This is a genomic window from Microbacterium sp. RU1D (genome assembly GCF_900156435.1).
Taxonomy (GTDB): domain Bacteria; phylum Actinomycetota; class Actinomycetes; order Actinomycetales; family Microbacteriaceae; genus Microbacterium.
This window is the reverse complement of record NZ_FTPQ01000001.1, coordinates 490,713-513,775: the sequence shown is the minus strand read 5'-3', so window position 1 is coordinate 513,775 and position 23,063 is coordinate 490,713. Positions and strand designations below refer to the sequence as shown.

General features: G+C 69.7%; 22 protein-coding genes. 13 read left to right on the top strand and 9 right to left on the bottom strand.

The features are described 5' to 3' along the window. Window positions 1-32: 32 nt before the first annotated feature. The gene (gene murJ, locus B0B15_RS02290; RefSeq protein ID WP_076673096.1) at window positions 33-1,631 is read right to left on the bottom strand and encodes a murein biosynthesis integral membrane protein MurJ; all 1,599 of its coding nucleotides are present in this window, start codon (window positions 1,629-1,631) and stop codon (window positions 33-35) included. Beyond that, window positions 1,628-3,814, bottom strand: coding sequence for a DUF6049 family protein (locus B0B15_RS02285; RefSeq protein WP_083708821.1), 2,187 nt, complete (start codon window positions 3,812-3,814; stop codon window positions 1,628-1,630). The genes murJ and B0B15_RS02285 overlap by 4 nt, the downstream gene beginning before the upstream one ends. A 132-nt stretch (window positions 3,815-3,946) precedes the next feature. Between B0B15_RS02285 and B0B15_RS02280 the strand changes: the two genes are divergently transcribed. After that, window positions 3,947-5,458: a DUF7059 domain-containing protein gene (locus B0B15_RS02280; protein WP_256334146.1), complete on the top strand. Its 1,512-nt coding sequence runs from the start codon at window positions 3,947-3,949 to the stop codon at window positions 5,456-5,458. A gap of 66 nt (window positions 5,459-5,524) precedes the next feature. Then, complete coding sequence (locus tag B0B15_RS02275) at window positions 5,525-6,952, top strand: CCA tRNA nucleotidyltransferase (RefSeq protein ID WP_076673094.1); 1,428 nt, start codon at window positions 5,525-5,527, stop codon at window positions 6,950-6,952. Between the two features lie 61 nt (window positions 6,953-7,013). On the opposite strand, the gene B0B15_RS02270 is transcribed toward B0B15_RS02275, so the two are convergent. Next, window positions 7,014-8,048, bottom strand: a complete 1,035-nt coding sequence (locus B0B15_RS02270; protein ID WP_076673093.1) for an NAD(P)-dependent alcohol dehydrogenase — start codon at window positions 8,046-8,048, stop codon at window positions 7,014-7,016. A gap of 112 nt (window positions 8,049-8,160) precedes the next feature. Here B0B15_RS02270 and B0B15_RS16405 point away from each other — a divergent pair, with 112 nt between their 5' ends. The 5 genes from B0B15_RS16405 to B0B15_RS02250 all read left to right on the top strand — a co-directional run bounded on the left by B0B15_RS16405 (window position 8,161) and on the right by B0B15_RS02250 (window position 12,874). Continuing rightward, complete coding sequence (locus B0B15_RS16405) at window positions 8,161-8,304, top strand: hypothetical protein (protein WP_176776547.1); 144 nt, start codon at window positions 8,161-8,163, stop codon at window positions 8,302-8,304. Between the two features lie 92 nt (window positions 8,305-8,396). Next, window positions 8,397-9,683: a GAF domain-containing protein gene (locus B0B15_RS02265; RefSeq protein WP_076673092.1), complete on the top strand. Its 1,287-nt coding sequence runs from the start codon at window positions 8,397-8,399 to the stop codon at window positions 9,681-9,683. A gap of 77 nt (window positions 9,684-9,760) precedes the next feature. Further along, entirely contained in the window at window positions 9,761-10,285 is a 525-nt protein-coding gene (locus tag B0B15_RS02260; protein ID WP_083708819.1) for a hypothetical protein, read from the top strand. Between the two features lie 386 nt (window positions 10,286-10,671). Beyond that, window positions 10,672-12,222 (top strand): acetaldehyde dehydrogenase ExaC, encoded by a 1,551-nt coding sequence (locus B0B15_RS02255; protein WP_076673090.1) that lies wholly within the window; start codon window positions 10,672-10,674, stop codon window positions 12,220-12,222. Between the two features lie 256 nt (window positions 12,223-12,478). Next, entirely contained in the window at window positions 12,479-12,874 is a 396-nt protein-coding gene (locus B0B15_RS02250; RefSeq protein ID WP_076673089.1) for a DUF779 domain-containing protein, read from the top strand. 52 nt (window positions 12,875-12,926) lie between these two features. Here B0B15_RS02250 and B0B15_RS02245 read toward each other — a convergent pair whose 3' ends face one another. From B0B15_RS02245 to B0B15_RS02235, 3 genes are read right to left on the bottom strand one after another with little or no spacing between them, the layout of a single operon-like run. Beyond that, window positions 12,927-13,688: a hypothetical protein gene (locus B0B15_RS02245; protein WP_076673088.1), complete on the bottom strand. Its 762-nt coding sequence runs from the start codon at window positions 13,686-13,688 to the stop codon at window positions 12,927-12,929. Further along, a complete protein-coding gene (locus B0B15_RS02240; protein ID WP_076673087.1) occupies window positions 13,685-14,020 on the bottom strand; it encodes a hypothetical protein in 336 nt (111 codons plus the stop codon). The genes B0B15_RS02245 and B0B15_RS02240 overlap by 4 nt, the downstream gene beginning before the upstream one ends. Beyond that, a complete protein-coding gene (locus B0B15_RS02235; RefSeq protein ID WP_083708818.1) occupies window positions 14,017-14,409 on the bottom strand; it encodes a YbaB/EbfC family nucleoid-associated protein in 393 nt (130 codons plus the stop codon). Before B0B15_RS02235 ends, B0B15_RS02240 begins: the two co-directional genes overlap by 4 nt. Before the next feature lie 99 nt (window positions 14,410-14,508). Here B0B15_RS02235 and B0B15_RS02230 point away from each other — a divergent pair, with 99 nt between their 5' ends. The 4 genes from B0B15_RS02230 (at window position 14,509) to B0B15_RS16125 (ending at window position 18,210) form a co-directional block, all read left to right on the top strand. Beyond that, a complete protein-coding gene (locus B0B15_RS02230) occupies window positions 14,509-15,393 on the top strand; it encodes a hypothetical protein (RefSeq protein WP_076673085.1) in 885 nt (294 codons plus the stop codon). A 263-nt stretch (window positions 15,394-15,656) separates the two neighbouring features. Beyond that, window positions 15,657-15,947: a type VII secretion target gene (locus B0B15_RS02225; RefSeq protein ID WP_076673084.1), complete on the top strand. Its 291-nt coding sequence runs from the start codon at window positions 15,657-15,659 to the stop codon at window positions 15,945-15,947. Then, entirely contained in the window at window positions 15,944-17,719 is a 1,776-nt protein-coding gene (locus B0B15_RS02220) for an alpha/beta hydrolase (protein WP_076673083.1), read from the top strand. The genes B0B15_RS02225 and B0B15_RS02220 overlap by 4 nt, the downstream gene beginning before the upstream one ends. After that, window positions 17,716-18,210 (top strand): hypothetical protein, encoded by a 495-nt coding sequence (locus B0B15_RS16125; RefSeq protein ID WP_143016319.1) that lies wholly within the window; start codon window positions 17,716-17,718, stop codon window positions 18,208-18,210. Before B0B15_RS02220 ends, B0B15_RS16125 begins: the two co-directional genes overlap by 4 nt. Window positions 18,211-18,216: 6 nt before the next feature. Here the strand turns inward: B0B15_RS16125 and B0B15_RS02210 are convergent, their stop codons facing one another. Then, window positions 18,217-19,047 (bottom strand): class I SAM-dependent methyltransferase, encoded by an 831-nt coding sequence (locus tag B0B15_RS02210; RefSeq protein WP_076673081.1) that lies wholly within the window; start codon window positions 19,045-19,047, stop codon window positions 18,217-18,219. Window positions 19,048-19,149: 102 nt separating this feature from the next. Between B0B15_RS02210 and B0B15_RS02205 the strand changes: the two genes are divergently transcribed. Then, window positions 19,150-20,091, top strand: coding sequence for an ATP-grasp domain-containing protein (locus B0B15_RS02205; RefSeq protein WP_076673080.1), 942 nt, complete (start codon window positions 19,150-19,152; stop codon window positions 20,089-20,091). Further along, window positions 20,084-21,394, top strand: a complete 1,311-nt coding sequence (locus B0B15_RS02200; RefSeq protein WP_076673079.1) for an O-acetylhomoserine aminocarboxypropyltransferase/cysteine synthase family protein — start codon at window positions 20,084-20,086, stop codon at window positions 21,392-21,394. Before B0B15_RS02205 ends, B0B15_RS02200 begins: the two co-directional genes overlap by 8 nt. A gap of 17 nt (window positions 21,395-21,411) precedes the next feature. Here B0B15_RS02200 and B0B15_RS02195 read toward each other — a convergent pair whose 3' ends face one another. Beyond that, window positions 21,412-21,693, bottom strand: a complete 282-nt coding sequence (locus tag B0B15_RS02195; RefSeq protein WP_143016318.1) for a hypothetical protein — start codon at window positions 21,691-21,693, stop codon at window positions 21,412-21,414. Window positions 21,694-21,992: 299 nt separating this feature from the next. After that, window positions 21,993-23,054, bottom strand: coding sequence for an LLM class flavin-dependent oxidoreductase (locus B0B15_RS02190; protein WP_218123528.1), 1,062 nt, complete (start codon window positions 23,052-23,054; stop codon window positions 21,993-21,995). Window positions 23,055-23,063: the final 9 nt, after the last annotated feature.

Below are 23,063 nucleotides of genomic sequence, written 5' to 3'. Positions count from 1 at the left end.
TGCTAGCCCCGGGGTATTCCGGGGGCGGGGGGCTAGCGCTTGGGGAGGAACCGCCGGCTGAGCGCGAGCGCCGGCGCCAGTTCGGGAGTCTTGAACACGGCCAGGATGCCGATGTAGACGGCCAGGACGACGGAGCCGACGATGGCGGCACCGACCGCGCCGGCAAGGGCACTCGCGGTGGTCCAGCCGCCGGGTCCGCCCAGCAGCTGCAGGACGCCGTATCCCGCTGCGGCGGCGGGCAAAGCCGCGAGCGAGAATTTCGCCAGGGCAAGCAGCCAGCCGGCGGTGCCGATACCGCCCAGCCTTCGATGCAGGAGGACCGTCGCCACCACGACCTGCACGATGCTCGCCACCGACTGCGTGAGCGCCACCCCGGCCGCGAGGTCGGAGCGCCCGAGAGTGGCGCCCGCGGCCACCGCTCCGCCGGCCACCAGGGCGCACTGCAACAGGGTGAAGAAGAAGGGCGTTCGCGTGTCGTTGTAGGCGTAGAACGTCCGCTGCACGACGAAGAGGACGGCCAGCGGCACCAGACACAGCAGGAAGCACAGGAGCACGGGGGCGGCTGCTTCCGCCTGTTCGGCACCGTTCGTGAAGATGCGGCTGGCCGGAACGGCGGCCACGGCGAGGGCGGCTGTCGCGGCGACGATGAAGAACCCCAGCGTGCGGATGCTGCGCTCGATGTCGCCGCGCACCTCGTCGTGCCGACCCGCGGCGGCGTGCTCGCTGAGCTGCGTGAAGTAGGGCGTCCCGATCGACAGCACGATGATCGAGTAGGGCAGCATGAACAGCAGCCACGCGTTCTGAGAGGCGAAGATCGCCGGGTCCTTTCCCGACGCGCCGGAGAGGACATTGGACTGCACGATGCCGGCGAGCTGGCCCGCGATGACCATGAGGAACGTCCAGCCCGCGAGGCGGGCGATGTGGCGCAGCCCCACTCCCTTCCACTGGAAATCGGGACGCAGAGCGAGGCCTGCGCGGCGCCAGAAGAACAGCAGCACGAGCGTCTGGACGACGATGCCGGCCGTCGCGGTGCCGGCGAGCACGGCGACCATGCCCGGGGTCCAGGCATCCACCCGGGTCTGCGGCCCGCCGAAGATCAGGATGAAGGCGCCGAAGCCGACGATGGAGACGACGTTGTTGACGATCGGCGCCCACGTATAGGGACCGAAAACCCGCCGCGCGTTGAGGATCTCTCCGAGCAGGGCGTACAAGCCGTAGAAGAAGATCTGCGGCAGGCACCAGTGGGCGAATGCGGTCGACAGAGCGAGCTGATCGGGTTCGAACTTGCTCGCGTAGACCTGCACGAGCAGGGGGGCGGCGAGCATCGCGAGCGCGGTGGCGCCGAGGAGCCCGACCGTTCCGAGGGTGAAGAGCTTCGAGATGAACGCCTGACCCCCGTCGGCATGCGCGGCGGCTTTGACGATCTGCGGCACGACGACAGCGGTCAGGAGCCCTGTGGAGATGATCGCGTAGATGTTGTTCGGAAGCTGGTTCGCGACCGCGAACGCATCGCCCGCCCCGCTGATCGAGCCGATCGCCGCGACGAGGACGATGGTCCGGAGCAACCCGCTGACCCGGGACACGATCGTGCCCGCCCCGATGAGCACACTCGCCCGTCCGATACTGCTCACGGGCGCGTCTCCTGCTCGGTGTCGGTGTCGGTGCTGTCGGCGTGTTCGGGATCGGCGTCGCCACGCCCGTCGGCATCCGGATCTTTGTTCCCGACGCCGTCCATCTCGGCGGTGTCATCCACCGGAGGGTCGGCGGCAGCGCGGCGGCGACGACCGACCGTGCGGACAACGCCGAGGCTCAGGAACGCCACCACCAGCACGATGATGACGATGAGGCCGATGCTCTCCCACTCGGCGCGCACCTCGACGTCGACGGCCTGCGGCTGCCCGATGGGAACGCCGCTGGGGCTGAACAGCTGCAGGTCGACGCCGACCTCGCCGTTCGCGAGACGGGCCTCGACCGGCACCTCGACACGGGTGTTGGCCGAGGCCTGGGCGTCGACCGTCGTGCGGTCCTGCACGCGCAGGCGAGCATCGTCGGGGCGCACAGAGAGCACCACGGTGACGGGCCACGGCAGGTCGTTGCGCACCCACGGGCGCAGCGGAGCACTCGAGCTGACGAGTCGGAAGTCCGACGACAGGATGCCGACGGAGTCCAGCGTGGTCTGCGTCGCGGCGCGGTGGTCGGAGACGGCCTTGCGGGCGGCATCCCCGGTCCAGGAGACGTTCGTGACCTGCAGCACCTCGGCGCGTTCGCGACCGGTGAGCAGCTCGGGCTGATCGAGGATCGTGGCGAATCGGTCGACGACCTGCTCGTCCGCGAGCAGGTCACTCACGTCGCCCGCGCGTGCGTCGTCGACGGCGGGGTCGGTGAGGGAGATCTCGGATGCCGGCAGCTCCGCGAGCGTCTCCAGGCGCGAGCCGGCGAAGCCCGGTGCGGTGGCGATGAGTCCGAGCGTGGCGCGGAGGCTCACCCGGGAGCGATCCGTGCCGCGGTCGAGGACCGCGAGGACCGGCTGCTCGCCGGTGGACGCCCGCGCCATGGCGAGGTATCCCTGCGCCGCCGCGAGCGAGGCACCGCGGCGGGTGGCGTCGTTCTGTCCGGCCGCGTCGGCGAGAGCGCGCGACACCTCGGCGTCGTAGACCGGGGTCGACACTCCCCCGACCGAGGCGGCGGCCTGACGCGCGCCCTCGGCGACACTCGTCGACGGCACCAGGACGTGGGCGGGCTCGTCCGCGGTGCCCAGGGCACCGAGGGCGGCGACCGTGTCGGAGCCCGCGGAGCCGGTGGAGGGCCAGTAGACGCCGGGCGTCGCGGTGCCGATGTCGAGCAGCGTCGCGAGGGAGGGGTACGTCGGCTGGCCCGGCGTCGTCGCGGGCGAGGGGTCGGGGGTCGAGACGGCGGAGACGGCCGGCGCCGGCTGCGTGAAGTCGGCGGCCGCCATGTAGGACTGCAGCGATGTGGGCGTCAGCGGACTCGCGAGGCCGGCGCGCAGTTGCGAGGCGATGTCGGAATCGCCGAACTGCAGGGCGAACCGGTCGTTCGGCAGTCCGAGCAGACGCTGCAGCCATGCCACCGCGGTCGGCGGTGCCGACGACCCCAGCACCCGGATGGCGGCCGGGATCGCCGGGTCGACGGCCAGTGTCGCGCCGGTGCCGTCGACCGCGTCGAGCTGCGCGGAGAGTGCGCCGTCGACGGCGGTGAGCTCGGCGAGCTCGTTCGCGGTGAGCAGGCCGCGGGTGAGGGGGGCGGCGGTGATCGGGACGACGAGGGCGATCGGTGTCTGGGCGCCGGCGTCGGCGGGAACGACGACCACGCTCGACGCCGACAGGCCGGCGGTCGGCGCGCTCACCTGTACCGGGTAGACGCCGGCGGCACGGCCGGCCAGTGCAGGGTCGGTCGCCGCGGCGGAGAGGGTGGTGGTGCTCTGGGCGCCGGCGGAGGTGGCATCCACGGATCCGGTCGCGACCTGCTGCACGGTCACCCCCGTCGCGTCGCCGCTGAGCCAGCGCTCCAGCGCCGCGTCGTCGGCGAGCGGGTCGCTGCCGAGGCCGAGGACGACGGGGGTCGCGGTGGTGCCCGAGGACCCGGCCGTGAGCGTCGTGACGACCGCGAGAGCGTCTCCGGACCGGAGGATGCCGTTCGCCGCGGGCGCGGCGGAGAGCGTGGCGGGGGATGTGGATGCCGAGGGCGACGGGGTGGCGTCCGCGACCGCCGCGGAGGCCGGCAGCACGACGCCGAGGGCCAGTGCGAGCGCCGCGAGGGTCGCCAGCAGCCGGCGCGTGCGAGGGCGCCGCGGCACGGGTGAGCCCGAAGGCGGGGAAGTCACGGTCATACGAACGTCGGCGGCACGAGGGGGCCTCCTACCGCGATGAGTCTAGGCCGCGTCCCTTCACGCCCGCCGAAAGCCTCGCGCAGACGGTTGAATGGACCGGTGCTCCCCGAACCCGATGCCCAGCTCTGCGATGCGCTCGCCTCCGACCTCCGCGCGGCGGGTTACACCAGCGCCGCTCTCCGGGAGGCGTGGGGGGAGCAGGCGGACGACGCCGTCGCCCGTGGTCTGCGCGGACCGGCGGAACGCGCCCTCGGCGCTCGCGACGACGCCCTGGCGGTCCTGGGGCGCCTGTGGGGCCTGGGCCTGGCGGTGCCGCGGTCCGCGGCTGCGGCGGCGTTGCCCTCGGTCGGCGTGGAGGGCGCCCTCGCACTGGGCCTGGTCACCGCGACCGCCGATGAGGTGCGACCCGTGGTGCTGGTGCGTCCGCAGGCCTTCGCAGACGATGCGGGCGACGTGGAGTGGTGGATCGCGAGCGACCTCGACGAGGCAGCGCTCGGTGGACCCCTCCCCGAGGATCACGTGCTGGGCGTCGGCGGGGCGTCGCAGACCCTCGCCCGTTTGCAGCTCACCCGTCGCGGGGGGACCGCTCTCGATCTCGGCACCGGGTGCGGCATCCAGGCCCTGCGTCTGCGCCGACTGGTCGACCGCGTCGTCGCGACCGACATCTCCGAGCGCGCGCTGCGCTTCACGCGGCTGAACGCGCTGCTGAACGCCGTGGACGGCATCGAGACGCGTCTCGGCTCGCTCTTCGAGCCGGTGACCGATGAGACGTTCGACCGGGTGGCATCCAATCCGCCGTTCGTCATCACCCCGCGCGTCGAGGGGGTTCCGGCGTACGAGTATCGCGACGGCGGCATGGAGGGCGACGCTCTCGTGGCGACCGTGATCCGCGAGGTCGGCGCGCACCTCGCTCCGGGCGGCGTCGCCCAGTCGCTGGGGAACTGGGAGTACCACGACGGCGAGTCGGGGCTCGATCGCGTGCGCGGGTGGGTCGGCGACGCCCTCGACGCGTGGGTGATCGAGCGCGAGGTGCTCGACCCCCTGGCCTACGCGGAGCTCTGGGTGCGCGACGGGGGGACGGTGCCGGGCACCCCGGCGTACGCCCGGCTCATCGAGGCGTGGCTCGACGACTTCGCCCGACGGGGTGTGACCGGGGTGGGCTTCGGCTACGTCCTCGTGCGCCGACCGCTCGCCGGCGGCCCGACGCTCGCGCGCTACGAACGCGTCGCGGGCGGCGGCGAGGCGGGCTTCGGACCGCACCTCGCGGACTGCCTGGCCGCGCACGACCGCGCCGCGCTGCTGGACGACGACGACCTCGCCGACAGCGTGCTGCGGGTCGCGCCCGACGTCACCGAGGCGCGCCACCACCGGCCGGGCGAGGGCGATCCCTCGGTCATCGAGCTGCGGCAGGGCGGTGGGTTCGCCCGCACGATCGAGGTGGATCCGGCCCTGGCGGCCCTCGTCGGAGCGTGCGACGGCGACCTGCCGGTCGGGACGCTCGTCGACGCGATCGCGCACCTCATGGAGGTGGATGCCGCGCACCTGCGCGCCGATCTCCTCCCCCGCGTGCGCGAGCTGCTGGTGACCGGCTTCCTGTCGTTCGAGGACTGAAGCCGTCGCGAGCGGGTCGTCCACAGCCGCCGGACGCTGTCAGCGCCCCCGGTTAGGCTCGAAGGCATGCTGAACATGGCCGAGGGTCTCGTGCGCCTCGAGGAGCTCGCCGCGCACCCCGTCGTCGCCGCCGTCGCGCGTGCTTTCGCCGACGCGGGCCGCGATCTCGCGATCGTCGGCGGCCCGGTGCGCGATGCTCTGCTCGGCCGCATCACCCACGATTTCGACTTCACGACCGACGCGCGCCCCGACGAGATCCTCGCTCTCATCAAGCCCATCTCCTCGGTGCAGTGGGACGTCGGCCGCGCTTTCGGCACGATCGGCGCGCGGGTCAAGGGCGAGCAGGTCGAGATCACGACGTTCCGCGCCGACAGCTACGACGGCGTCACGCGCAAGCCCACCGTCGAGTTCGGTGACACCCTCGACGCCGACCTCAGCCGACGCGATTTCACCGTCAACGCCATGGCCCTGCGTGTCCCCGCCCGCACGCTGGTCGATCCGACGGGCGGCGTCGAAGACCTCATCGCGGGCCGCCTGCGCACCCCGATCGACCCCGCGGTCAGCTTCGGCGACGATCCGCTGCGCATGCTTCGCGCGGCGCGCTTCTCGTCGCAGCTCGACTTCTCGGTCGATCCCACGACGCTCGACGCGATCGGTGACCTGCGCGCGTCGCTCTCGATCGTCAGCCCCGAGCGCGTGCAGGCCGAGCTCGTGCGGCTGCTGCAGACCGATGACCCGGTGCGCGGCATCCGCGTTCTCGTCGAGACCGGCCTCATCGAAGAATTCCTGCCCGAGGTGCCCGCGCTGCGCCTCGAGGTGGACGAGCACCACCACCACAAAGACGTCTACGAGCACTCGCTCACGGTGCTGCGCCAGGCGATCGCGCTCGAGAAGGAGCGGCATCCGGATGCCGCTCCCGACGTGCCCCTGCGACTGGCGGCCCTGCTGCACGACATCGGGAAGCCCGCCACCCGTCGCCTCGAGGCCGGCGGCGGCGTCACCTTCCACCATCACGACGTCAAAGGCGCGCGGATGGCGCGCAAGCGCCTGCAGGCCCTGCGGTTCGACGCCGCGACCACCACCGTCGTCTCGCGCCTCGTCGAGCTGCACCTGCGGTTCTTCGGCTACGCCGAGGGCGCGTGGACGGATGCCGCGGTCCGCCGGTACGTGCGCGACGCCGGCGACGAGCTGGAGCGCCTGCACATCCTCACGCGGGCCGACGTGACCACGCGCAACAAGCGCAAGGCGCAGCGCCTGGCATCCGCGTACGACGACATCGAGGCGCGCATCGCCTCCCTCCGCGAGCAGGAGGAGATCGACGCGATCCGCCCCGAACTCGACGGCAACCGCATCCAGGAGGTCCTGGGGCTCACGCCGGGGCGCGAGGTCGGTGAGGCCTACCGCTTCTTGCTCGACCTGCGACTCGACGAGGGCGTGCTCGGCGAAGACGAGGCCGAGAAGCGCCTGCGCGCGTGGTGGGCGGCGCGGGACTGAGATCTGGCGACGCCGACGGGGCGGCATCCGTCTGCGGGATGCCGCCCCTTCGAAGCTCGGGTCAGGGAACGACCACCGCGCGACCGCGCACCGTGCCCTTGTGCAGCTTCGCGTACGCCTCGACGGCGTCGTCGAAGCCGTAGCGCTCGACGTGCACCCCCACCGCTCCGCTGCGGGCGAGGTCGAGGACCTCGATGAGCTCGCTGCGCGTGCCCCAGTACGGTGCCCGGACGGCCGCGCCCATCGGCGTCGAGAAGAAACCGGCGGGCAGGATGCCGCCACCGATGCCGACGATGTGGATGAAGCTGTCGAGCCCGGCGACCGCGCGCGCGAGATCGATGGTCGGCTGAACGCCGACGAAGTCGAACACGGCGGTGGCGCCGAGGCCATTGGTCAGCTCGCGGATGCGGTCGGCGGCGTGCTCATCGGAGGTCACCGCGTGATGTGCTCCCACCTCGCGGGCGAGGGCGAGCTTGTCGTCGCCGAGGTCGACGGCGATCACCGTTGCCTGCGTGATGGCGCGGAGGATCTGCACCCCCACATGACCCAGTCCGCCGACACCGATCACGACGGCGGTCGCCCCGGGATACAGCTTCTCCTTGGCGGCGACGATCGCGTGGTACGGCGTGAGTCCCGCGTCGGTGAGCGACACGGTCTCGATGGGATCGAGGTCGCCGAGCGGTGCGAGGTGGCGCGGATCGTCGACGATGACGTACTCGGCCATGGCGCCCGGGCTCCCGAGTCCTGGAGGGGTGATGCCCATCTCGGCCGCATAGGGACAGTAGTTCTCGGCGCCCTGGGCGCAGGCGTGACACCGACCGCATCCCCACGGCCCGTAGATCGCGTACGCGCCGCCCATCTCGACACCCTCCACGCCTTCACCCAGTTCGTCGACGATTCCGGCTCCCTCGTGCCCGAGGGTGAGCGGCAAGCCGTACGTGTACTGGTCTTCCGGGAGGTCCATCACGAACCAATCCGAGTGGCACAGGCCCGCAGCCGTCACCTTCAGCCGCACCTGGCCCGGGCCCGCGTGGGGCTCCTCGATGTCGACGACCTCGGGGCCCTTGCCGATCTCGCGATACTGCACTGCCTTCATGGCATCCCTTTCTCTCGGTCCCTCCACGGTGCCTCGGCCCTTCCGCGTCGCGGGCGGGGGTTGACGTCGTTTTCCGCTGATCGGGAACCGTTCTCACGGGCAGAGTGGTGCGATGGATGCCGTCTTCGACGCCCGTGTCCGCTTGGCTCGCGGTACGACATCGCTGTTGCCCGTGAGCGTTCTGCCGCACGTGCTGTCACCCGCTGCGGTGCCGCTCGAGCGGGCGCGGGTCGTGTCGTGGTGCGACGCGCCGTAGCCGTTCGCCTGCGAGCCCGCCGCGAACCCTCCCTCTCGGGCCGGCACCGACCTACACTGGTCGCACCTGCCGTCACCGTCGATGGGAGTTCCGTGCCTTCACCCTGGTCGCGTCTCGCGATCTCCCCCGAGACGTCGGGGTTGCTGATCGCGCGCGCCCACGACGAACTCCTCGCCGGCAACGAGGATCGCAGGCTGGCGGACGTGCGGCCCCTCGTGCAGGAATCCTGGCGGCGGTCGCTGGCATCCCTCGTCGGGCCGGAGGGACTTCCCAGCCTGGAGTTCGCGACGCACGAGCTCGAGGCGTACCGCCGCGCTCACCCGCTCGCGGGAGTGATGGATATGGTCCGTGCGCTGCTGCTGCCCGGCACCGCCGAGGAGTCCGGCGTCGTCGTCGCCGTGGGCGACGCGGCCGGGCGCCTGCTGTGGGTCGAGGGCGACCGTCACATCCGGTCGCTGACGGGCGACATGGGTTTCGTCGCGGGGGCGAACTGGGCGGAGGATGCCGTCGGTACCTCGGCCCCGGGGACGGCTCTGACTCTCGATCGGTCGGTGCAGATCCGCGGCGCCGAGCACTTCAACCGCCTCGTTCAGCCGTGGTCGTGCACCGCGGCGCCCGTCCATGACCCCGAGACGCGCCGGTTATTGGGCGTGATCGACGTCACGGGAGGGCCCGAGGCCGTCACCCCTCAGGCGCAGCTGCTCGTGGATGCCACCGCGCGGGCGATCGAGAGCGAACTGCTCGTCGCCCGGCTGCGCGCTCAGCAGGCTCCTCCCCTGAAACGCTCCGCTCCGTCGCGGGCGTTGCTGCGCATCCTCGGCCGCGACCGGGCGATGCTCGAAGCGGGCGGGGCGACGCTCGAATTGAGCGCGCGCCACGCCGAGATCCTGCTCCTCCTGGCGGTGCACCGTGAGGGACTGTCGGCCGAGGGGTTGAGCGAGGCCGTGTACGGCCACGCGGCCGTCGAGACCCTGCGGCCCGAGATGGTGCGCCTGCGCCGGGCGCTTGTCCCCGTCGCGCCGCGATTAGTGCCGGCATCCCGTCCTTACCGTCTCCCCGAGGGCCTGGAGACCGACGCGCAGCACGTGCTTTCGTTGCTCGATCGCGGGGCGCACCGGGTGGCCCTCGCCGCCTACCCGGGGCCGGTGCTGCCCGAGTCCGATGCGCCGGGGGTCGTCGAGGTGCGCGAGTCAGTGCGCTCAGCCCTGCGCGAGGCGTTGATCGCCGAGGCGGGCGTCGACGTGCTGCTCGCCTACGCCGACACCATCGACGGCCGCGACGACGACGAGGTGCTGCGCCTGTGCCTGTCGATGCTGCCGCCGCGCTCCCCGAAGCGCGCTGGCCTGGTCGCACGAATAGAGCGGCTCGAGAGCGCCTGAAGCGGGCGGTTCCGCTGATCCACAGGCGACGCGCCGTGCGTATGCCCGATGTCGGAGGCCGTGGTTACAGTGAACATATGGACGAAAAAGCGCTCGACATCTTCTCGGCAGCCCGCGCCCGTCGCGATGTGGGGCGCATCCGCGAAGCGCTCGCCGAGGTGAAGGCGGGCGACGTCGCCCGCGTCATCGTCCGTTCGCCGCGGTACGGGCTCTACGCCCTCGAGGGCACGGTGCGCATCGGCGTCGGCGGTCAGCCGCTCGTGGGCGACGTCATCCTGGCCACGAGCTCCGAGATCCAACGCATCGACCTCGGTATCAAGGCACCGCAGCCCGCGCTCGAGGCCGACGTCGTCGACCCGTCCACGCTCCCCCACGGCACTCCCGTGCGCGTGACCTTCCTCACGCCCACCCACCAGACCTTCGCGCTCACCGGGCCCATCACGGCGGGCAACGACCGCTTCCTGCTCGTCGGCAGCTGGATCGTCGCCGATGACCGCGCGATCGCCCCCCGCGTGCAGAGCATCGAGCGTCTCGACGACGTCGACCTGCACGAGGTCAACGTGCCTCCGCTGCGCTCGGTGCTGGCCGACGCCGACGCCTGAGCGGGCGATTCGCCGACGGCGTGGGGCGCCCGTCCGGCCCTGGACGGTGACGGATGCCACGGCCTCGGGGTCGTGGCATCCGTCGATTGTGCGGGCGGGATGCCGGCCGTATTCGGTCGCGTCGCCCGCGCGCTACGAGAGGCCGTGGGCTCGGGTGGCTCGACGCGGGGTGACCGCTGCGCCGGCGAGATCATGCGCTGTTGCCGAGATCACCTCCTTTGCGCGGAACGATGGGCCATCTCGTGAAAAGCGCGTGATCTCGGCGCTCGCCAGCCCCGCGCGCCTGCCCGACCCCGTGCAACCCGATGCAACCTCCCCCGGCGTACCGTCGGCGCATCGCCGCCCGAAGCCGTCGCGGCGACTCATGACCGTCGAAGGAGACACGCATGACCATCGTCGAAGAAGGCGTCTCGAGCGTCTACGCCGCCCCGGGAACCCGCGGGGCCGTCGCCGAGTACCGCTCGCGGTACGGGCACTACATCGGCGGCGAATGGGTCGAGCCGCACAGCGGCGAGTACTTCGAGAACATCACCCCCGTCACCGGCAAACCCTTCTGCGAGGTCGGCCGCGGTGACGCGCACGACATCGACAGAGCCGTGGATGCCGCGTGGAAGGCGTTCGCGAGCTGGAAGAAGACCACGCCGGCCGAGCGCAGCGTCATCCTGAACAAGATCGCCGACCGCATCGAGGAGAACCTCGAGAAGATCGCCGTCGCCGAGACGTGGGAGAACGGCAAGCCGGTGCGCGAGACGCTCGCCGCCGACATCCCGCTGACCGTCGACCACTTCCGGTACTTCGCTGGTGTGCTCCGGGCTCAGGAGGGCTCGCTGAGTCAGCTCGACGAGAACACCGTGGCGTATCACTTCAACGAGCCGCTCGGTGTCGTGGGGCAGATCATCCCGTGGAACTTCCCCATCCTCATGGCCGCGTGGAAGCTCGCCCCGGCGCTCGCCGCGGGCAACTGCGTCGTGATCAAGCCCGCCGAGCAGACTCCGGCCTCCCTGCTGTTCCTCTTCGACATCATCGGCGACCTGCTGCCGGCCGGTGTCGTGAACATCGTCAACGGCTTCGGTATCGAGGCGGGCGCCCCGCTCGCGCAGCACAAGCGGATCCGCAAGATCGCCTTCACGGGTGAGACGACGACCGGTCGCCTCATCATGCAGTACGCGTCGCAGAACCTCATTCCGGTGACGCTCGAGCTCGGCGGCAAGAGCCCGAACGTCTTCTTCGAGGATGTGGCGCTCCCGAGCGACGACGCGTACTACGACAAGGCGCTCGAGGGCTTCACGATGTTCGCGCTGAACCAGGGCGAGGTGTGCACGTGTCCGTCGCGCTCGCTCATTCAGCGGTCGATCTACGACCAGTTCCTCGGCGACGGTCTCGAACGCGTGAAGAAGGTGCGCCAGGGCAACCCGCTCGACCCCGAGACGATGATCGGCGCGCAGGCCTCGAACGACCAGCTCGAGAAGATCTTGTCGTACATCGACATCGGCAAGCAGGGTGGAGCGAAGCTGCTCACCGGCGGAGAGCGTGTCGACCTGGGCGGCGATCTGTCGGACGGTTACTACGTCGCCCCGACCGTGTTCGAGGGAACGAACGACATGCGCATCTTCCAGGAGGAGATCTTCGGCCCGGTGCTGTCGGTCACGTCGTTCGACGACTTCGACGACGCCATCTCGATCGCGAACGACACGCTCTACGGCCTCGGCGCGGGCGTGTGGAGCCGCAGCGGCGACACCGCCTACCGCGCGGGCCGGGCCATCGAGGCGGGCCGCGTCTGGACGAACACGTACCACCAGTACCCGGCGCACGCCGCGTTCGGCGGGTACAAGCAGTCGGGCATCGGCCGCGAGAACCACCTCAAGATGCTCGACCACTACCAGCAGACGAAGAACCTGCTGGTGTCGTACGCCGAAGGGGCCATGGGTTTCTTCTGATCGGTGAACCGGGGCCGCGGCGGGTGGCCCCGGCTCTCGTGACCCCCGGGTTCGTCCGGGGGTCACACCCGTTCGGTCGGTGCTGCACCCCCGCGAGTGCGGCAAGAGATGTTCCCACTCGTGCACGTTGCACGACTGTTCTGGGCAAAGTGGGACACGCCTCGGGACAGCGGCCTTGGCGCGTCCCGCTCGGTGCGGATCGAGCGTCGAGTTCCTGCGCAAGGTGGGACGCGCTTCTGTGGAAGGAGAAGAACGGATGCCAGAACTCTCCCGCGTGGACGTGACGGATGCCGCCGCCGCGCTCCTGCGCGAACTCACGGCGAAGCACGGACCTCTGATGTTTCACCAGTCGGGCGGCTGCTGCGACGGCAGCTCCCCCATGTGCTACCCGGTGGGGATGTTCCTCACCGGCCCCAGCGACGTGCACCTCGGTGACATCGACGTCGGTCTCGATGATCCGATCGAGGTCTACATGTCGGAGTCGCAGTTCGAGTACTGGAAGTTCACCCACCTGACCATCGACGTCGTGCCCGGGCGCGGAGCCGGGTTCTCGGTCGAGGGGCCGACGGGGATGCGGTTCCTCATCCGGTCGCGGATGCTGACGGAGGAAGAGGCGGTGGCGTTCGGGGTCACGAAGACGCGCGCGCACTGAGTCAGGAGCGCGTCTGACAGGGTGAGGACGCCTGATCGGGGAATTGCCTCGGTCAGGCGGCCGCCACACGGTCGTCGGTGGCGGCCGCAGCGCCTTCGATGAATTCCTTGATGGTCTTGGCGAGGTCGACGTACGTACCGGCGGAGGTGACGAGCTCGCGGACGAAAGTGGACAGGAGCGACGTCCACCGCGCGGATTTGATGGCGAGCTGTGCGGCGATCGCGGGGGTCGCCGCACCGAGCGTGCCGGCGGCGAGAGCCAGGCTCTGGACGACGAAGCCGACGAGATCGGCAATGACATCCCGAACCACATCGTGCACCGCTTTGACGATGCCGGCGAGCAGGTCGGCGGCGATACCCAGGCCGGCGCACAGTTCGGCGCATCGCTGCAGCGACGTGGTCAGCGTGGTCAGCAGCGCGCGATAGGCGTCGGCCGCGGCGCCGTCGAAGTCGGCGAGGTCACCCGTCGCCCGTGAAAGCGAGCCGGCGCTGTCGCCGAGTCGACCCGAGACGTTCTGCCAGGTCTGCGCGAATCCGGCCACCTCGTGATGGTCACCGGTCAGCTCGTCGAGCCAGTCGTTCAGCGGCCACATGTGCTCCAGCAGCCAGCCGACGCCCAGCGAGACGAGTGTGGCGATCGGGTTCACCACGGCGTCGATTCCCGACACGGCGATCGACCCGCCCGCGAGCGAAGCACCGATCCAGTCGCCACCCGCGATGGACGTGACGAGCGACGAGCCGTCTTCGAACGGTCCGAGGCCGTCGGCGAGGCTCCCCTCCGTCGGCGGCGCGATGAGCGAGTTCGTGTCACTCATACGTACACCCCGCCATCGATCTCGGCGCGGAGCGTCTCGAGCTCCTGCACGTACCTGTTCTCGAGATTCTCGAAGTCGTCGGCCATCTGCATCGCGGCGGATGCTGCGCGAGCCAGCGCTCGCTCGACGGCGGAGACGGCCCCGACGGCGCCGAGACCCAGGAGCGTGGTCGGGGCGGCGGCGAAGGAACACATGACGCCGAATGCCCGTCCCCCGAGCGCGACATGCGCGGCGGCGGAGGTTGCCTGACCGACATCGTGGGAGAGTGCGGTGATCTTCTGCGCGTGCTGACGCAGGAGGTCCGGATCGACCTGGATGCGGTCGCTGCTCACTCCTCATCCTCCTTGGTTATGCGGGGGCGGTAGCGCTCGGCGTTCTCCTGCAGACCGGCCACCGTCGGTGCGTCGGGTCCGAAGGCGGCCGCGGCGAGGGCGACACTGCGGCGAGACGCCTCCTCGTACCCGTCGGCCAGCGCATCGAGGAGCAACGAGCGCACCCGCGGAGGGTCGAGCGCCAGCGCCCGCGTCGTCACATCGATGTCGACCAGGCGCCCGTTGGCATCCACGTGGACCGTCATCTCTCCTCCCGGAGACGTGACCTCGACGCGGATCGCCTCGATGTCCGATGCCAGAGTCTGCATCTGCTGTGCCCGTTGCTGGCTCATGGCCACCTGCTCGTCGAGCTTGCGCAGCGCGTCGCGCACATCCGTTGATTCCGTCATTCAGCCCTCCCTTGAATGTCGTGCTCGTACACCCTAGGGATTTCCGGCGCGAGGTGTCAGCCCTCGGCTCCCCTCGGAAGCGACCGGCAGAATGACCACGTGCTTTCCGACATCGATTTCTCCGCGCTGACGCACCCGAGCGCTCCCCCGGCACGAACGAACCCGACGGCGCATGCCGTCTCCTCTCTGGCGTCTGCGAACGGGTGGCAGTACTTCACTCACGCCGTCGGTCAGCAGCTGCCGGGCGTGGTGTTCCGGGAAACCGACGGAAAGCCCCGCTTCTCGCAGCGGGCGGTGAACATCGTCCGCATTCCCGGCGACCCTTCGATCGAGATCGGCGACAGCTTCTACACGGAGATCGCCGTCGGAAACCAGTTCACTCAGCAATGGGGCTATGTCGCCGTCGACCTCGGCGTCATCGTGCCGTCGGTCACCGTCGAAGCGGAGAGCATCCACGCCCGCAGTGCCCTGCCGGCTACGCCGGCCGGCGCGGTCGTCGACGAGAGTCGACAAGGGATGCGCGTGGAGGCGGCCCCCGGCTCCGAGCAGGCCGTCGCAGCTCTTCTGACGCCCGCCATCGTCGGGGCCCTCGGTCACCCGACGTATCCCCTGGACGCGGAACTGAGCGGACAGTGGTTGTTCCTCTACGCGCCCCGCTCGCTGGCGAACGACGATGCCGCCTCGTGGGAGCACGTTCTGCGCACCACCGAGCTCTTCGTGGCGCGCGTCCGCGAGGTGTATCCGGCCGGTTCTCCGATGCCCGCGACAACGACAGCCCCTCCCGTCGACCGCTCCGCGGTTGCTGAGGCGCCCGTCTCCTCGATTCCGGCCTCGACGCCGTCCGCCGCGTCGGTCCCGTCCTCCCCGGCGCCGATGCAGCCGAGGGGGTCCCGCGTCAACGGCCGCCGCGTCGCCCTGTACCTCGGTGTGGTGTTCGCGGTGATGATCGTCGGAGGCGTCGCGGCGTTGGTGTTCGGCCACTGACGGTCCCCAGGCATCCGGCCGGTCGCCTCAGACGGGCTGTGCGGACTCCCCGACGCTCCCTGCCTCGGGCGGATGGTTCCGTGGCGTGATGTCGGGCGCGTGGGCGGCGGTAGCTGACCGATCGTCGGGTGCGGCCGCGCGCGATACCGACGGGACCACGCCCAACCCGAGTCAGCGCCGAGCCAGGCGAAGGTGGGTCATCAGGCGGGTGAGCCTGTGGACAACCGCCGCGCTCGCCGCGTCGATCTCAGTACGTTGCCGGAATGCGGAGCTTCACGGTGACCCCGGACAACCTCCGTCGCGCGGCGGGCGGCGTCGACGCGACGGTCCACCGTGCTGAGGCCGAGACGGCCGTCGCCGATGCGCACGACCTGGGTCATCGCGAACTCGGCACGGCCGTGACCGACCTCATGCAGGCGATGACGGGCGGGTGGACGGAGGCAATCGTGCAGACCGACGATGTCGCATCCGGGCTCCGAGAGTCGGCCGGCTTCTACGAGCGGGCGGAGGATGCCGCCGACGCGACCGTCAGGGCGCTGGGGCGGCGTTCGTGACCGGGCTCGGTTCGGCATCGTTCGCCGAACAGCTCGTACCGGGGTCCGTCGAGGCTGCATACGAGGTCTCACACCTCACGCAGCGGCGAGGGAAAGTCGCCGACGAGGTGGGAGACGACCTCCGTCGACGGCGCGAGATCGAGGGCTGGACGGGCGAGGGAGCCGATGCCTACTCGGCGCGAATGACAGCCGTCGCGCAGCGGTGGATCGAGATCGGTCAGGGCGCGGCGACGGTCGTCGAACCGATGCGGACGTACGCTCTCGCGCTCCGACGGGCACAGGGTCTGGCGGCGGCTGCGATCGAGGCGTGGAGCTACGCGGCGACCCTCCCCGAGGATGCCACGGCGGCAGCCGGAACGTTCACCTCATTCGCGAACGGATGGCCGGTGTTCGTCACCGACCCGCGACACCAGGGTGCGGTCCCCTTGACGCGGGCGGAGGCGCGTGCGCGCGCCGAGGCCATGCTTGCCGACGCCCGCGCCGACGTGGCGACCGCCGGCTCGATCGCCGCACAGGCCGTGCGCACGGCGGTCGAGAAGGTGCGGGCGCGAGGCGACGTCTGGGCGTCCGTGGGGGCCGGGCTGGGCGCCACGTCCGTCACCGCGGAGAGCGTGCTCGCCGTGATGCAGTCTCTTGATGCGCGTGCTCTCACGGCATTGCTGCGGGCACGCCCCGACCTCATCACCCGCTTGAATCAGACGACGCCGGAGGAAGTGGCGCCGTGGTGGCGGCGACTGAGCGCTGAGCAGCAGGACGTGCTCATCGCCGAGGCTCCGGGGGTCATCGGAAATCTCGGCGGAGTGGCATACGCCGCGCGCGACCGTGCGAACCGCATCGTGCTCGCGGAAGCGCTCGAGGTGGCGCGGCACATCGGATCGGGCGAGTCGGATCAGGTGCGGGCGTTGGAGGCGGTGGAGAGGGCGTCGAGCGGCAACACGCTCGTTTCGTTGGTGCTGGATCATCCGCCGTTGGCGCAGGTGGCGGTGGGCGATTTGGATCGAGCGCGCCATGTGAGCGTGATCGTGCCGGGCATGGGAACAACTGTCGAGAACAGCCTGGAGCAGTACGTGTTCGCAGCTGGAAAGCTGCGGGTAGCCGAAGCACAAACGGGGTCTCTTCCGCTCAGCGACGTGGGCGTTATCGCATGGATCGGTTACCACCCGCCAATGCCTGAGCCATTATTCAATGCCACCGAGGTCATGATCGATGAGCGCGCAGCAGTAGGGTCTCGTTCGCTTGCAGGCGATTTGCAGTCAATAACCGCAGGGCATGCTGCGAATGGCGAACCGGCCGACTTGTCGGTGATCGCGCACTCGTACGGAACCGATGTAGCAACTCTCGCCGTGGAGAGGGCGCCAGTGGAACACCTCGTGCTGCTCGGTTCCGCCGGCGTCTCTGACCAGGTGAGCAATGTGACGGATCTTCGCGTCCCCGCCGGAGAGGTTTACGCCTCTCAGTCGACGAAGGACGGTTGGGCGCCTGTCGGCCAGGGGTTATCTTCCCGGGCGGATCCCACCTCGCCGGACTTCGGCGCGCGCCCTTTCAGTTCTGAACAGGTCGTCGTTGATGGGGACAAGACGCTGGCGGTGGGGATGCACGGGCCATTCGCGGTCGGAGACGGAAAGGCAAGCTACCTGGACTTCAACTCGTCTGCGTTGAAGAGCACGGCGATGATTTCCGTGGGTCGAGGCTCAGAGCTCCCCGAGGTCGGAACGCCCGAAGACAGGTTCAGATGGCGCGTGGAGGCCGAGATGAGGAAATTACACCGATGAAAAGAGCAGCCCTCGTTGCCACCATCTTCGCGGCGGCCTTGCTCACCGGCTGCGCGACGACACAAGGATCGACATTGACACCTGATGCGGCAGAGCGCGACGCTCGTGACATTTTTGCCCGAACCGCGTCGGTGGTTTCCGCAACGAGCTGGAGGACTGAGGTCACGTGGGGTCCCTGTGAGATCGCACGTGATGGCCATGTGCAGGTGATGCTCGTTGCGCAAAGCCTCACCGACGTGCCGAGGCCGACCCCGGCGCTCGCCGAGACGGTCGCGGAAGTATGGCGGCCGGCAGGTTTGCAGCCGACCGTGACTTTAGATGACAGATCAGGCGACAGTGGGACTCTGGTGGTCTCGGACCCCGCATACCTCACGGGTTCGAATTCCGACGGAAGTCTGACGCAGCTGGCGCTGAGCGACACGGCCGTTCTCCTGCAGGTCGTCAGTCCTTGTATCGAGGGCGACCTTGTGCGGCTACGTGGACTGGAGTAATTCCCGTCACCCCACCTTCGTCGCCCTGATCGTGTAGCTCAGGGGCATCACGGAGGGCTGTTCCGCCAGCGCGTATTCGCCGTCGGCTCGCAGAGTCATCCGACCGGGAAGCGCTTCCCAGGGGACGCTGTCGTGCTCGATGAGCGTGTCGATCCGCAGGCCGCGAGACAGAAGGGCAGTGACGATCTCACCGAGACCGCGGTTCCACTCGTACGTCCGCGTCGACTGCAGCGGCGCGGCCACTTCCACGTACGTGCTGTCGTCGTCCCATTCGAGCGGGATCGGCTGCTCGAAGTACGGGAACGCCAGTGTCAGACCGGGCAGCGTCTCGTTCAGCGACCACAGGATGGGGTGCCCCTCGCGGATGTGCAGAGTGCCACCGGGCGCCAGAAGGTCAGCGACGACACCCGCCCACTCGTTGATGGACGGCAACCAGCACAGGGCGCCGATACCGGTGTAGACGAGATCGAATTCCCCTCGAGGAAGCACCTCGGCCGCGTTCCGGACGTCGGACTGCACATATTCGATCTCGGCGCCGGCTTCAGCGGCGAGTCGGCGGGCCTCCGAGACGGCGTTCTCGGAGAAGTCGAGGCCGGTTACCCGGGCGCCCAGACGAGCCAGGGAAAGTGTGTCCGTACCGATGTGGCATTGAAGGTGCACGGTGCGCTTGCCGGCGATATCCCCGAGGAGGGGCACGTCGAAGCGCACGACGTCGGACAACGCATCCGAATCGGTCACGTACCGCTGGACGCCGTAACCGGAACCGTCACGTGCGGCGTGCAGAGTCGCGCGTTCGTTCCAATTGGCGCGATTGGCGTCGATGAAGTCAGAGGTCATGGCATCCCTTCGGCGAACCTCGAGCCTAGGGATTTCCCGCGTCGGTGTCGCCTCGTGACGGCGAGCGGGCGCGATGTCGGAGCCCCGGGTTAGCCTGGCGACATGTCGGGCAAGGTCTATGTCATTCACGAGAACCCCCAGTGGATTCCGCCGTTCGCGGCGGCGTTCGAGGCTGAGGGAGTGCCGTTCGAGGAGTGGATGCTCACCGACGGCTCGATCGACTTGGCCGTCGAACCGCCCGAGGGCATCTTCTGGTCACGCCTCAGTGCCTCCGCTCACACGCGCGATCACGCCCACAGCAAGGAGTTCGGGCGCGCTGTTCTGCGGTGGCTCGCCTCGTGGGGCCGGACGGTCATCAACGGCGCCGACGTGCTCGAGCTCGAGGTCAGCAAGGTCGCGCAGCACGCGGCTCTCCGGCACGCGGGCATCGATGTTCCGCGCACGGTGGCCGTTTTCGGCACCGACGACCTCGTCAGCCAGGCCGAGCAGTTCGGCGCGCCGTTCATCAGCAAGCACAATCAGGGCGGCAAGGGCCTCGGCGTGCGCCGCTGGGAGACGGTCCAAGAGTTCGCGGCGTGGGTCGGCAGCCCCGACTTCGAGCCCTCCCCCGACGGCATCACGCTGCTGCAAGAACTCCTGGTCGCCACGTCGCCGTTCATCACCCGTGCCGAGTTCGTGGCCGGGGAGTTCGTCTACGCCGTGCGTGTCGACACCAGCGCCGGCAGCTTCGAGCTCTGCCCCGCCGAGGCGTGTGCCGTCCCCGGTGCCGACGGAGCGGAGCCGGAGCCGCTCTTCCGCCGCCGCGACGACGTCGACCCCGCGCTGACCGACCGCTACCTCGCTTTCCTCGCGGCCGAGGGCGTGGGCATCGCCGGCATCGAGTTCATCGAAACGCGCGACGGCCGGACCGTCACCTACGACGTGAACACGAACACGAATTACAACCCCGATGTCGAGGCCACCGCACCCCGCTCAGGACCTCGCGAGATCGCCCGCTGGCTGGGCTCGCTGCTCCCGCAGGAAGCGGTCGGTCTGCGTGGCTGAACCCGCGATTCCCCACTCCGACTGGACGGGCTTCGGGTTCGCGACCCGTCAGGTGCACGCGGGTGAAGAAGAAGACCTGACGCACGGGTCGCGGATCACCCCCGTGCACCTGTCCGCGGCATACCGCTTCAGCTCGTTCCAGGAAGCCACCGACCGATTCGGTGCGGTCGACCTCGGACACCTGTATTCCCGCAACGCCAACCCCACCAACCAGGTCGCCGAGCGGCGTCTCGCGTCGCTCGAGGGTGGCGCAGGGGCCATCGTCGTCGGGTCCGGCCAGGCGGCCATCACGATGGCGCTCCTCGGTCTCGCCGGCAGCGGCGAGCACATCGTCTCCACCGCGAGCATCTACAGCGGCACCCGTGTGCTCTTCGACCGCACCTTCGCGCGCCTCGGCGTCACGGTCGAATACGTCTGGAACCCCCTCGACGAGGCGGAATGGGATGCCCTCATTCGTCCCGAGACGAAGGCGATCTTCACAGAGACCCTTCCCAACCCGAAGAACGACGTCGTCGACATCGACGCCGTCGCGCGCGTGGCGCGACGTCACGGCATCCCCCTCGTCGTTGACAACACCATCGCGACACCGTTCCTCATCCGACCGATCGAGCACGGCGCGGACATCGTCGTGCACTCCGCCACGAAGTTCCTCTCGGGGCACGGCGCCAACCTCGCCGGCGCGGTCGTCGACGGCGGAACCTTCGACTGGGCGGCATCCGACCGGTCCTACCCGGCGCTCACCGACACGCCCGTCGCCACGCACGCCTCGTTCGTCGACGCCTTCGGTCCCCGCGCCTTCGAGCTGTCACTGCGGTTCGGCATCGCCAACGACACCGGACCCGCGTTGTCGCCGCTCAACGGGTTCCTCCTCCAGCAGGGCATGGAGACGCTGTCGGTGCGCATGCGCCAGCACCTCGCGAGCGCTCGCACCGTCGCCGAGTGGCTCGACCAGCACGATTCGGTCGAGAGCGTCGACTACGCCGGACTCCCCTCCCACCCGCAGCACGCCATCGCCCTGCGCGACTACGACGGCCTCTCGGGCTCGGTCTTCTCCTTCACCCTGCGTGGCGGTCGCGCCGCAGCGGAGCGGTTCTTCGACGCCCTTCGCCTCTTCAGCCGTATGACGAACATCGGCGACACCCGGTCCATGGCGCTGCATCCCGCGACGACGACGCATCTCGGGTTCACGCAGGAGACGAGGGACCGCCTCGGCATCGGCGACGGCCTCATCCGCCTGTCGATCGGTCTCGAGGATGCCGACGATCTGGTCGCGGATCTCGCGCAGGCCCTGAGCGGGGTCTGACACTGCGGCGGCCGAGCTCATGACTCCTGGTCGCGCTCGCGCCGCCGTCGTGCCAAGTGATCCCTCAGCAACGCGGTGGCCGCGAAACCCACGATGCAGCCGGACGGCGCGAGTGTCGCCTCCGGTGACAGCACGAACACACAGACGCTCATGAGGAAGACGGCTCCCGCTGATCCCCACAGCGCGCCGGAACGACTCTGCTCATGGCTGATTCCCACGCTGATCCCCGCGAAGAGGGCCAGCAGTGTGATGACGAGGGGCTCTCGAACGAACTGGTAAGCGAATGAAAGAGTCGTCAACGTCACCTCCCTGCGACCCGGGCGAAGTGCGACGGTCGACGGCACTTAGCCGGCGAAAGCATGCGGACCGCGGTGAGAGCATAAAGAAAAACGCATGTACGAATAGGGTTCCGCCACCCTTTTTCACCCGCCGCGACGGTGCCGCTGGGTGGGCGCGCGCGTCCTCGCCGGGGGAGCGCGACGGTCTCCCGTCCGAAGGCGGCCCCAGCACTGTCAGGGCTACGCGCTGGTCCGTGGAGCGACCGGCCGAGGCGCCCCAGAAAGGGTGTCGCCGCACGATTGCGAGGCCGGACGCGGCTTCATGCGTCGCGCTGCGCCTCCAGGCGACGCACGCGCGGGATGACCTCCGCGGCGAAGCGCTGCATCTCGGGCAGGTGCGGGGAGAACTGCAGCAGCAGCGTCGAGACGCCGACGTTCGCGAAGTCGACGATGCGCTCGGCCACCTGGTCGGGGGTGCCGACCAGGTTCGGGCGGAGGCCGCGGTTCGAGACCGAGTACTCCTTGAGGTCGACCTGGGTATCGAGCTTCGACTTGCTCACGAAGTCCTGATACGACCCGTATGCCGCTCCCCCGCGCACGTCGGTGATGCGGTCGATCTCTGCCTGCGCCTCGTCCTCGGTGTCGCGGACGATCGCGTAGGCGGCCATACCGAATGCCTCGAACGGCGCCGAACCGGCCTCCGACCGGCGGCGGCGCATGTCAGCCACCTTCACCTCGAGCTCGTCGAGCGTGCCGCCGTGCGTCAGGTACGCGTCGGCGAAGCGCGTGATGGCCGTGCGACCGGCCTCGCTCTCGCCGCCGGCGTACAGTCGCGGGAGCACCTGCGGCTTGGGCTCGGTGTACGTGCCTTCCGTGCGGTAGTACTCCCCCTCATAAGCGAAGGGCGTCTGCGTCCACAGGCCGCGCAGCACCTCGACCCACTCGATCGTGCGGGCGTACCGGTCATCGTGCGCGCTGAAGAGGCCCTCGTACTGCTTCGCCTCCTCGGCCCACCATGCCGAGACGACGTTGAGGGTGAACCGACCGCCGCTGATCTCGTCGATCGTCGCCGCCTGCTTCGCGGTGTGGAACGGGTTGTGGAAGCCGGGCCGCACGGCGGTCATCAGCTCGAGCTTCGACGTCACCGCGGCGAGGCCGGCGGTCACGGCCCAGGCATCGAGCGACGGCGCCTCGACCCCCTTGATGTCGTTGAGGTTCAGCTCGGGGATCAGCGTGAGATCGAACCCGCCCTCCTCCGCGGCACGGGCGATCTCCGCGATGTGCGCGAACGACACGGGCGTCTGCTCATCGTCGACGTTGCGCAACCATCCGCCGAAGATCGGGGTCCAGTAGCCAAAACGCACGCGCTGGGGGGAAGTCATGCCTCCATC

Coding starts and splice junctions, on each gene's coding strand:
- B0B15_RS02275 (WP_076673094.1), top strand. CDS start 5,525: ATGCTGAACATGGCCGAGGGTCTCGTGCGCCTCGAGGAGCTCGCCGCG.
- B0B15_RS02270 (WP_076673093.1), bottom strand. CDS start 8,048: ATGAAGGCAGTGCAGTATCGCGAGATCGGCAAGGGCCCCGAGGTCGTC.
- B0B15_RS16405 (WP_176776547.1), top strand. CDS start 8,161: ATGGATGCCGTCTTCGACGCCCGTGTCCGCTTGGCTCGCGGTACGACA.
- B0B15_RS02260 (WP_083708819.1), top strand. CDS start 9,761: ATGGACGAAAAAGCGCTCGACATCTTCTCGGCAGCCCGCGCCCGTCGC.
- B0B15_RS02255 (WP_076673090.1), top strand. CDS start 10,672: ATGACCATCGTCGAAGAAGGCGTCTCGAGCGTCTACGCCGCCCCGGGA.
- B0B15_RS02250 (WP_076673089.1), top strand. CDS start 12,479: ATGCCAGAACTCTCCCGCGTGGACGTGACGGATGCCGCCGCCGCGCTC.
- B0B15_RS02245 (WP_076673088.1), bottom strand. CDS start 13,688: ATGAGTGACACGAACTCGCTCATCGCGCCGCCGACGGAGGGGAGCCTC.
- B0B15_RS02235 (WP_083708818.1), bottom strand. CDS start 14,409: ATGACGGAATCAACGGATGTGCGCGACGCGCTGCGCAAGCTCGACGAG.
- B0B15_RS02225 (WP_076673084.1), top strand. CDS start 15,657: ATGCGGAGCTTCACGGTGACCCCGGACAACCTCCGTCGCGCGGCGGGC.
- B0B15_RS16125 (WP_143016319.1), top strand. CDS start 17,716: ATGAAAAGAGCAGCCCTCGTTGCCACCATCTTCGCGGCGGCCTTGCTC.
- B0B15_RS02210 (WP_076673081.1), bottom strand. CDS start 19,047: ATGACCTCTGACTTCATCGACGCCAATCGCGCCAATTGGAACGAACGC.
- B0B15_RS02205 (WP_076673080.1), top strand. CDS start 19,150: ATGTCGGGCAAGGTCTATGTCATTCACGAGAACCCCCAGTGGATTCCG.
- B0B15_RS02190 (WP_218123528.1), bottom strand. CDS start 23,054: ATGACTTCCCCCCAGCGCGTGCGTTTTGGCTACTGGACCCCGATCTTC.